Source organism: Streptomyces sp. PU-14G, assembly GCF_041028275.1.
Classification (GTDB): Bacteria; Actinomycetota; Actinomycetes; order Streptomycetales; family Streptomycetaceae; genus Streptomyces.
Window position 1 is genome coordinate 1 of the sequence record NZ_JASKYT010000302.1, and the last position, 9,930, is coordinate 9,930.

Annotated in this window: 8 protein-coding genes; 2 read left to right on the top strand and 6 right to left on the bottom strand. The window is 72.2% G+C overall.

The features are described 5' to 3' along the window. Nucleotides 1–30: 30 nt before the first annotated feature. Entirely contained in the window at nucleotides 31–666 is a 636-nt protein-coding gene (gene upp / locus AB8Z75_RS26680; protein WP_369206289.1) for a uracil phosphoribosyltransferase, read from the top strand. 376 nt (nucleotides 667–1,042) lie between these two features. On the opposite strand, the gene AB8Z75_RS26685 is transcribed toward upp, so the two are convergent. From AB8Z75_RS26685 to AB8Z75_RS26695, 3 genes are all read right to left on the bottom strand, one after another. Further along, nucleotides 1,043–1,705, bottom strand: coding sequence for a LytR C-terminal domain-containing protein (locus tag AB8Z75_RS26685; RefSeq protein WP_369206291.1), 663 nt, complete (start codon nucleotides 1,703–1,705; stop codon nucleotides 1,043–1,045). A 121-nt stretch (nucleotides 1,706–1,826) separates the two neighbouring features. After that, nucleotides 1,827–2,123, bottom strand: coding sequence for a type II toxin-antitoxin system VapB family antitoxin (locus AB8Z75_RS26690; RefSeq protein ID WP_003999914.1), 297 nt, complete (start codon nucleotides 2,121–2,123; stop codon nucleotides 1,827–1,829). Nucleotides 2,124–2,372: 249 nt separating this feature from the next. Beyond that, the gene (locus AB8Z75_RS26695; RefSeq protein ID WP_369206293.1) at nucleotides 2,373–4,004 is read right to left on the bottom strand and encodes a M28 family metallopeptidase; all 1,632 of its coding nucleotides are present in this window, start codon (nucleotides 4,002–4,004) and stop codon (nucleotides 2,373–2,375) included. A 499-nt stretch (nucleotides 4,005–4,503) separates the two neighbouring features. Between AB8Z75_RS26695 and AB8Z75_RS26700 the strand changes: the two genes are divergently transcribed. After that, nucleotides 4,504–5,916, top strand: coding sequence for a VTT domain-containing protein (locus tag AB8Z75_RS26700; protein WP_369206295.1), 1,413 nt, complete (start codon nucleotides 4,504–4,506; stop codon nucleotides 5,914–5,916). 258 nt (nucleotides 5,917–6,174) lie between these two features. Here AB8Z75_RS26700 and AB8Z75_RS26705 read toward each other — a convergent pair whose 3' ends face one another. The 3 genes from AB8Z75_RS26705 to AB8Z75_RS26715 all read right to left on the bottom strand — a co-directional run. Further along, entirely contained in the window at nucleotides 6,175–7,443 is a 1,269-nt protein-coding gene (locus AB8Z75_RS26705; RefSeq protein WP_369206299.1) for a cation:proton antiporter, read from the bottom strand. A 424-nt stretch (nucleotides 7,444–7,867) separates the two neighbouring features. Next, nucleotides 7,868–9,391: a tripartite tricarboxylate transporter permease gene (locus tag AB8Z75_RS26710; protein WP_369206301.1), complete on the bottom strand. Its 1,524-nt coding sequence runs from the start codon at nucleotides 9,389–9,391 to the stop codon at nucleotides 7,868–7,870. 12 nt (nucleotides 9,392–9,403) lie between these two features. After that, nucleotides 9,404–9,930, bottom strand: a 527-nt coding sequence (locus AB8Z75_RS26715; protein WP_369206297.1) for a tripartite tricarboxylate transporter TctB family protein, incomplete at its 5' end; no start/stop codon positions are given.

Genomic DNA, 9,930 nt, shown 5'->3' on the forward strand with positions numbered 1-9,930 from the left:
GGCGGGCGGGGCCTCGGATACTGTCGAAGTATGCGGACCCACGTCGTCGACCACCCCCTGGTCGCGCACAAGCTCTCCACCCTGCGCGACGCGCGCACCGACTCGCCCACCTTCCGCCGCCTGGCGGACGAACTGGTGACGCTGCTCGCGTACGAGGCCACACGCGACGTGCGCGTCGAGGAGGTCGGAATCACCACGCCGGTGACCCGGACGACTGGCGTGCAGCTCTCCCGCCCGCGCCCCCTGGTGGTGCCCATCATTCGTGCGGGGCTGGGGATGCTGGAGGGGATGGTGCGGTTGCTGCCGACCGCCGAGGTCGGCTTCCTGGGCATGATCCGCGACGAGGAGACCCTCCAGGCCTCGACGTACGCGAACCGCATGCCCGACGACCTGTCCGGCCGCCAGGTCTACGTACTGGACCCCATGCTCGCCACGGGCGGCACGCTGGTGGCCGCGATCAAGGAGCTGATCCGGCGCGGCGCCGACGACGTGACGGCGCTCTGCCTGCTGGCGGCCCCGGAGGGTGTGGCCGTCATGGAGCGCGACCTCGCCGGGACGCCGGTCACCGTCGTGACCGCCTCGGTGGACGAGCGCCTCAACGAGCAGGGCTTCATCGTCCCGGGGCTCGGCGACGCGGGCGACCGGATGTACGGAACCGCGGGCTAGCACCTCCGCGCGCGCTCCCGCTGGCCGCTTCCGCTGGCCGCTTCCGCCGCCAGGGCTTACGCAGCTCGGGCTTCCGCAACTGGGGCTTCCGCACGCGGGCTCGCGCGCCCGTGCTCCGGTGCCTCGGCCTCCCGCACCCGCTGTCGGGCGTGCGCCTCACCCTCCCGCGCCCGGTCTCCCGCACCCGCGCCCGTGCCCGTGTTTCCGCGCCCGCGCCCGGCCTCCCGCCTGCGCCCCCGGGCGGTCCCGGGCGCCCAGGTCTGCGGGGGCCCAGGCACCCAGGCCTCCAGGCGTCTGGGGCACCCAGGTCCCCGGGTGCTTCGTTCGCCTTCGTGTCGCCGTCCCGTCGGGTACCGCCCGCAGGGCGGGCTCAGGTTCAGCAGGCGGCGGGGTCGTGGGACGCGGAGGCGGACGGTTCGGGGGCTGCTGGTCCGGCGAGAGCGGCCGTGGCGGCCTTCTCCTCGGTCAGCTTGCTGAACTTCTCACCGAGGACGAGGTCGAGCTCGTCGCCGTCCCGCTCGTCGTAGCGGATCTCCTCGCCCTTCAGCTGGGTGGCCAGAGTCTTCAGGCGTGCCGTGTTCTCGGCGCCCGGAGCGCCGATGAGAACGCCCGTCCCCTTCACCTTCTTGGCGAGCCCGGCGGGCGCGTTGGCGACTTTGCCGACTGTGAAGCCGCGCTTCTCCAACTCGTCGGCGGTATCCCCGGCCAGTCCCGTGCGTGAGGTGGCGTTCAGGACGTTGACGGTGACGTCGCCGGGTTCCGGGAGGGGCGCACGGCCGCGGGCTCCGGGCTGGACGGCCGCGGCGGGGGAGGCACAGTCGGCGGCTTCGGCGTGGCGGTCGGCGGCCCTGGCGGGTTCGTCGGCGGAGAAGATGTCGACGAGCTGGAGCGTGCCCCACCCCAGCACCGCCAGGGCCGCCACCCCCGACAGCGAGGCCGCGAGGATTCTCCCCCTCCGCCGTGGCCTGCGCATCCGTGGGTAACGGTCGCCCCTGACGCGGTACTTTCCGCCCAGGCCCGGAGGAGTGAGCATGCTCATGTGCGCAGGGTAATGGCCAAGGGCAGTAGTGCCTACTAGATGATCAATGACTCGTCAGGATGCGTACCCGAACGGGGGACGTGTGCGCATCCCTTGGCGGACGGGCACCGGCGCACGGTGCTCAGTCGAGTTCGAGCACGCGGGCGTGCAGCACCTGGCGTTGCTGGAGGGCCGCGCGGACGGCGCGGTGCAGCCCGTCCTCCAGGTAGAGGTCTCCCTGCCACTTGACGACGTGGGCGAACAGGTCGCCGTAGAACGTCGAATCCTCGGCGAGGAGAGTCTCCAGGTCGAGCTGGCCCTTGGTGGTGACGAGCTGGTCAAGGCGCACCGGTCGCGGGGCCACATCCGCCCACTGACGGGTGCTTTCCCGGCCGTGGTCGGGGTACGGCCGCCCGTTTCCGATTCGCTTGAAGATCACACGGAAAGCCTACCGGGCCACCGGTACCGGGCGCAGCCTCACGACCGTGGCGCAATCCGGACGATCTGCCCGTAAAGCGGTGGGAAAGCGGGCAGGACGTGGGTGGCCTGGTGGCTCGGCGGTCCCAGCGGCTCGACAGGGGGGTATGGAGGCGCCCGCGACTCCGTCGTGGCTCGCCGTGGCGTTCCGTTGTCCACAGGCTGTGGACAACGGAACGCCTGCCGAGATCGTTCGGCATCCCCACGGCGACTAGCGGAACAGGCGCGCCCCCTTGTAGGGGCCGTACGCCGGTCCGGCCGGGGCCGTCTTGCGCTCGGCGGCCGGCCGCTCGGCACCGCCGGGCAGTCCGCTGGTGTCCCAGGCGTAGTGGCCGACGGCGTTGGCGATGGCCTTCACGTTGGCGTCGAACGCGCGCATGTCGATGTTGTCGAGGGTGTCGCAGGCCTGGTGGTAGCAGCCGTCATAGGCGTCACCCGCCGTACCGCCCCACAGCTTCTGCTCCTGGGCGGTCTTCACCCCCTCGGCACCGGTGAACGTGCCGCCCGACGGAACGCCCGCCGCGATGAAGGGCCCGTAGTCGGAGCGGCCGTCGAAGTCGGTGCCGCGCGTCTGGAGGCCGCGGGTGGCGAGGAAGTCCACCAGGTCCTTCTCCAGCGCCGCCGAACCCTTCGGCCCCGGACCCGAACCGGTCTCGTCGGAGTCGTCACCGTCGTAGGCGAACACCCCGTAGTTCGGGCTCGCGATCATGTCGAAGTTCAGGTAGAGCGCGATCTTCTCGCGCTCTTTTTGCGGAAGCTGCTCCACGTAGTGCTCGGCTCCGAGCAGGCCCAGTTCCTCGGCGCTCCACAGCGCGAAACGCACCTTGTTGGCATGCCTGCCCTTGTGGTCGGCTCTCGCCAGTTGCAGAGCCGCCTCCAGGACACCCGCCGAGCCCGACCCGTTGTCGTTGATGCCGGGCCCCTCGGGAACGGAGTCCAGGTGGGCGCCGAGCATCACCGTGTTGTCCGCGTCGCCGCCCCGCGTCTCCGCGAGGACATTGTGCGTCGTGCGCTGCTCCTGGAACTCGCGCACCTCCAGACTGACGGTGACCCCGCCCTTCCCGGCCTGCTCGGCCAGCGCCTCGCCGTCGGCTCTGGTGATGCCCCCGGTCGGGATGCGGGCGTCGTCGGGGCTGCCGAGGGTTCCGTTGAGCGCGCCCTCCTCGTTGTTGTAGATGACGGCACCGACAGCGCCGGCCTCCGCGGCCTCCGCCTGCTTCTGCGCGAACGAGCACGAGCCGCGCTGGATCAACGCGATCCGCCCCTCGAACGTGCCCTGCGCGTAGTCGCCCGCGTCGCAGCCACTGGAGCCGTCCGCGTCCACGGGCACCGCCGCCACGGGCGCCTCCACGCCCCCTTCCGGCGTGCTCTTCGTGTACGTCATCAGCGTGAGCGGAACGTCGCGCTGCTCGGACCCGAGCACCGTGAGTTTCTCCGCGAGGGTCTCGCGGAAAGTGAACTCGAACTCCTGGAACGACACCTTGTAGCCGGCCGCCCTCAGCAGGGCTCCCGCGTACGCGGCCGACCGGTCGTGACCCTTGGAACCGGCGCCCCGGTTGCCGTCGCTGACCCTCGCGATGGCGCTGAGGGCCGTCAGGTGCCGCCGCGCGCCCTTCGCACCGGTGCGCTGCACGAGCTTCCTGGCGAGCTTGTCGCCCTCCTTCGCCGCGTCCGACGGATGCGGACGCGGATGCGGGGGCTGGTGCGGGGTGGCGCCCGCCGGGGTGGACGCGAGGATGAGCGGGGTGGCGAGGGCCGCAGCCGCGACGGCGGCGACGGCGCTTCTGCCGCATCTCTTGCGGAAGGAGCCGAGGGAAGAGCGGGAACGGAGCGGTACGGACACAGTCGTGGTCCTTTCGGGGAACGGCTGTTCGGCGTGTGGTGCTCCATGTCCGTGGTGCGTCCGGGATGCGGACGCGCGGACTCGGTGAGAGGGAAGCTAGCGGGCCCCGGGCCCGGAGGGAACGCCCGTGCGGGCACGCGGCGTGTGGGACCCGCCGCGTGGGGGATCGCCGCATGTGGGCGTGCTCCGTACGGGGCCACCGCATGTGGGGCTGCCGTCTGTGTGGCTGCCGTCCCTGAGGCTGCCGTCTCTGAGGCTGCCGTCTCTGAGGCTGCCGTCTGTGGGGCGGCCGTATCCGAGGCTGCCGTCTGCGGGGCCGACCACCGGTGCACCGGTGCGGACGCGCTCTCCTCCCCGGGGCGCGCTCGGGAACGGCGGGTGAGGGGGGCGCGTTGGTAGCGTGTAGCGTCCGATACGGCCCGCGTGCTGTCCGCGCCGCCCTCCCCCAGTCCCGGCCGGGAGGTGCCCTCCCACTCGCGCCCCTGATCAGGAGCCCTCCGTGACCAACCTCGCACTAGGACCCAGCTGGCTGGATCCGGACTTCTTGATCAACACGTTCGGCCCGGTCGGGATCCTGGCGATCGTCTTCGCGGAATCGGGCCTGCTCATCGGCTTCTTCCTGCCCGGCGACTCGCTGCTGTTCACGACGGGCCTCCTGATCGTGACCGACCAGCTGGACATGCCGCTGTGGCTGATGTGTCTGCTGATCGTGCTCGCCGCTGTGCTCGGTGACCAAGCCGGCTATCTGTTCGGCAAGAAGGTCGGGCCCTCGCTGTTCAAGCGACCGGATTCCCGGCTGTTCAAGCAGGAGAACGTCGAGAAGGCGCACGAGTTCTTCGAGAAGCACGGCCCCAAGTCGCTGGTCCTGGCCAGGTTCGTCCCGGTCGTTCGCACGTTCACACCGATCATCGCGGGCGTGAGCGGGATGAAGTACCGGTCGTTCGTCCTCTTCAACATCATCGGGGGCACGCTGTGGGGGGCGGGCGTGACCCTGCTGGGCGCCGCGCTCGGCCAGATCGACTTCGTCCACGAGCACATCGAGTTGATCCTCGTCGGCATCGTGCTGCTGTCGGTCGTCCCGATCGTGATCGAGTACCTGCGCAATCGCGGTAAGGGCTCTGCGGGAAACACCGAGTCCTCCGCCTCTCCCGCGACCGACGAGGCCCATCCTCCGGCGCCGGGCACGCCGGGCACGCCGGGCACGCCGGGCACGCCGGGCACGCCGGGCACGCCGGGCACGCCGGGCACGCCGGGCACGCCCGGCGGTGGCCAGGGCCACGGCCACTCTGGTGCCGGACAGGGCCCCGGCCCCGGCGGGCACCCCGCCCGCCACCACGTGCACGGCGCGTACGCACCGGAGGCGGGTGCTCAGCCGGGTGCTCCTCAGCCGGGCCACGGCGCGGCTCGCCCGGGGCCCGGTCCCCAGGACCCGAACGGGCCTTACGGCCATGGGGCGGGCTACTCCCAGCAGCCTTACGGCCCGGGCGCCGGCAACACTCCGGGCGCCTACGGCCACGGCCCGGGCCATGGCGCGCCGGGCAGCCATGGTGCCCCGGGTGCTCCCGGATCACCTGGCGCCTACGGGCAGCAGGGACACCGTCCGGCCCACGGCGATGTCGGCGCGCCCTACGGCGACGGTGCCCCGGTGTACCCGGGCCCGCACGAGGGCGCGGCGCCACAGGACCCGTACGGGCGGCCCGCAGCACCGCAGCCTCCCGCCGCCGGTGACCCGTACGGTGGTGCCCCGTACGGTGGTGCCCCGTACGGTGGTGCCCCCTACGGCGGGGGCCCCTACGGCGGGGACGGCGGGCCGCATGGCCCCTCGGCGCCGCCTCAGGACCCGTCGGCCCCGTCGGACGACCCGTCGGGTTCGCAGAACCGCCCCGGCCGCGGGCGCCACGCCCGCCGCTAGGCCTCACGGCACGGGACACACGGGCCTCACGGCCACGGGTCACACGGGCCTCACGGCCACGGGGCTCACGGCCACGGGCCTCCCGGCCCTCGCGGCCGTCGATCGGCGTTCCGGCCGTGGCCGTCGCGCCGGCCGCCGGGCGTCGAGGCCGCGCCCGTCGTCAGCTGTTTCGGCCCGTCTCTTGCTGTTGGCCCCGGCCGGGGGCCCGCTCGCCCCCCCCGGCCGGGGCCCGTGTGTCGCGGTCGTGGCCGTGCCGGGTCAGGCCGGGGGTTCCGCGTAGGACGGCCGGGCCGGTGGGTCCCCGGTCCCCGTCGGCCCTTCGGAGGCCGGGGAGGCGGCGGAGACCGCAGAGACCGCGGAGGTCTGGGTGGCGGCGTCGGCGGGGGGTTCCTTCGGGGAGGACGGGCTTGCCGGGATGCGAGAGGTCTGGCCGGTGATCAGGGGGGAGAGCACGGCCAGGATGAGGACGTAGCCGGCGATGAACGGGGCGAGGCGGTCGTCGAGGCCGGCTGCCGCGGCCATGGTGGCCAGGATGAGGGCGAACTCGCCGCGGGCCAGCAGGGTGGTGGCGACGTTGGCTGTCGGTCGCGGTCCGAACCCGTAGACGCGCGCGGCGCACAGGCCCGCCAGCACGTTCATGACCAGTGTGAGGGCGACCGCCAGGAGCACGGGGACCAGGACCGTGGGCAGGTCGCCGGGGTCGATGGACAGGCCGAAGCCGAAGAAGAAGATGGCGCCGAAGGCGTCTCTGAGCGGGTGGACGAGTTCGCGTATGCGGTCGCCCGAGGCGGTGTTGCCGAGCATGAGGCCGACCATGAAGGCGCCGATGGCGTCGGCCACGCCGAATTCCTCCGCGACGCCCGCGACCAGCACGGCGGCGCCGAGGAAGGAGATGACGAGGAGTTCGTTGTCCCGCGTGGCGAACAGTTTGCCGATCACGCGGGTGCCGAAGCGGGCGGCGAGGCCCAGCACCAGCAGGAAGGCGAAGGCCTTGGCGATCTGGAGGAGCGCGGTTCCCGCCTCGTCGGCGCCGGTGAGGACGGGCTGGAGCGCCGCCAGGTAGAGGGCGAGGAAGATGTCCTCGACGACGATGATGCCGAGGATGGGTTTGGTTTCGGGATTGCCGAGGCGGCCGAGGTCGACCAGCGTCTTGGTGACGATGGCCGAGGACGAGATGCCCAGCACCCCGGCGAGGACGAGCGCCTCGGAGGTGCCCCAGCCGAGGGCGAAGCCGAAGCCGAGTCCGGCGCCGACGTTCAACGCGAGGTAGAGGCCGCCGGCGAGCGCCATCTTGCGGCCGCCTGCCTTGAGGTCCTCCATGTGGAACTCGAGGCCGAGGTAGAAGAGCAGCAGGACGAGGCCGAGCGCGGAGAGCATCTCCAGCTCGTGGGGGTCGTCGACGAGGACGTAGCCGGGGGTGTGGGGACCCAGAAGGATGCCGGCGAGGATGAACAGGGGGATCGTCGGCAGGCCGATGCGGTTGCCGAGGCGGGCGAGGACGGCGGCGGCGACGAAGGCGCCGCCCATGGCGAGCAGGGTGTCGGCGTGGCCCATGCTCAGTCCCCCGGGGAGATGAGGGACGTGCGGGCGGTGGTGTGGTGGTCGGGCGTCGGCAAGCTGATGGCTCCTCCTGGCGTCCGGCCTCTTGCACATGATCAGGCAAAGAGGTAGTCAAGAAAGCGTTAATAGTTACTTTACCAAACCAATTCCGCGCGGGGTCGGGGCCGAACCGCGTGGGGCCGGGATCGAACCGCGCGGGGCCGGGACCGATTCGCGCGAGGTCGGGGCCGAACGCAGAAGGGCGCGGGCCTCCGGTTCTCGGAGGCCCGCGCCCGGCGTGCGTGTCTTCCTTTCGGTGTACGGCGGGATGGGCCGGCGGCGGGGATGCTCAACAGCCGACCGCGTGGCGAGGTGTGCGGCAGCGCGGAGGCGCGGGGGCAGCGCGCCTGGCTCAGCCGCCGTTCCCCACGTGCTCGCGCTGCCCCTCGCGTCGGCGCGCGCCCGGCAGCAGTCGCTTCAGCCACGGCCAGGCGAGAAGGACGACGATGACCGTGTAGACCGTCACCGCGAAGGGCGTGTTGACCAGCCCCGTGACACTGCCGTCGCTGATCTGCAGAGCCCTGCGCAGCTGCTGCTCGGCGTTGGGGCCGAGGATGACGCCGATGATGGCGGGCAGCACGGGCAGCCCGTAGCGGCGCATCATGAGGCCGATGAGGCCGATGATCAGCAGGATGACGAGGTCGATCGCCTCGCCGCCCACCGCGTAGGCGCCGACGGCCGCGAAGAAGAGGATGCCCGCGTACAGGTAGGGCCGCGGGACGCGCAGCAGCTTCGACCAGACGGGGGCGAGCGGCAGGTTGAGGACGAGCAGCATCACCATGCCGACGAACAGCGAGGCGATCAGCCCCCACACCAGCTCGGGTTCGCGTTCGAACAGCAGCGGCCCCGGCTGGATGCCGTACTGCTGGAAGGCGGCGAGCATCACGGCCGCGACGGCCGTGGTGGGCAGGCCGAGCGTCAGCATGGAGACCAGCGTTCCCGCCGCCGAGGCGGAGGCCGCCGATTCGGGGCCCGCGACACCCTCGATGGCGCCCTTGCCGAACTCCTGCTTGTTCTTCGAGAGCCGCTTCTCGGTGATGTAGGAGAGGAACGTGGGTATCTCCGCGCCGCCGGCCGGGATCGCGCCGAAGGGGAAGCCGATGACGGGCCCGCGCAGCCACGGCTTCCAGGTGCGCCGCAGCTCGTCGCGGCCGAGCCAGGGACGGCCCACCGGTATGGCGCCCTGTGAGCCGCGCCGCAGGTGGGCGGCCACCCACAGGGCTTCTCCGATGGCGAAGAGGCCGACGGCGACGATCACCACGTCGATGCCGTCGGAGAGTTGGAGGCTGCCGAACGTCAGCCGCTGCTGCCCCGTCATCTGGTCGAGGCCGACCAGCCCGATGGTCAGCCCGATCAGCAGGGAGGCGAAGCCGCGGACGCGGGAGGAGCCGAGGACGGAGGTGACGGCGATGAAGGCCAGCACCATGATGGCGAAGTAGTCGGGGGCGCCGATGTCCACGGCCAGGTCCGCGACGGTCGGCGCGAGGACGACCAGCAGCGTCGTACCGATCATGCCGCCCGCGAAGTGGCCGACGGCCGCTGCCGCCAGCGCCTGGGAGCCGCGCCCCGACTTGGCCATCGGGTTGCCTTCGATGGCGGCGATCACGGCGGCACTCTCTCCGGGGGTGTTGAGCAGGATCGACGTGGTCGAGCCGCCGAACATGCCGCCGTAGTAGATGCCGGCGAACATGATGAAGGCGGCTGTCGGATCGAGCCCGTAGGTGACGGGCAGCAGCAGAGCGACGGCCATGGCGGGACCGATGCCGGGCAGCACGCCGATGGCCGTGCCCAACAGGACGCCGGTGGCGGCCCACAGCAGGTTGAGCGGGGTGAGCGCGGTACCGAAACCGTCGATCAGGGAGCTCGCCGAGAGCATGACGTCCATCGGTTACAGCACCCCCATCAGCGGTCCGCCCGGCAGCTGCACGCCGAGGAGGGTGTGGAAGACGACGTAGGTGACCACCGAGAGGCCGGCCGCGATCAGGGGGTCGCGGGTGAGCGTGTGGGTGCGGCTGCCCAGCGCGTACGCCGAGCCCCAGAACAGCAGCGCCCCGGAGAGCGGGAAGCCGAGCGGGTCGATGAGGGCGGCGAACGCGAGGAAGACGCCCGCGAGCAGGGCGACCGTGCGCCAGTCGCCGGGTTCGCTCAGGTCGATGTCCTCGCCGCCCTCGGCCTCGCCGCGCCCGCCGCGCAGGACGTCCACCGCGAGCAGCACCGCGACGACCAGCAGCGCGACCCCGACGACCAGCGGGACGGTGCGGGGGCCGACGGGGCCGCGCACGGAGGCGACGGTGTCCATGGTGAGCGCGTCGGCCAGCACGAGGACGCCGACGGCGAGCAGCAGGCCGCAGACGCCGAGCTCGGAGGAGGCGCGCAGCCCCGTGGGGCGTTCGGAGGGGGGTGGGGGCGTGGACG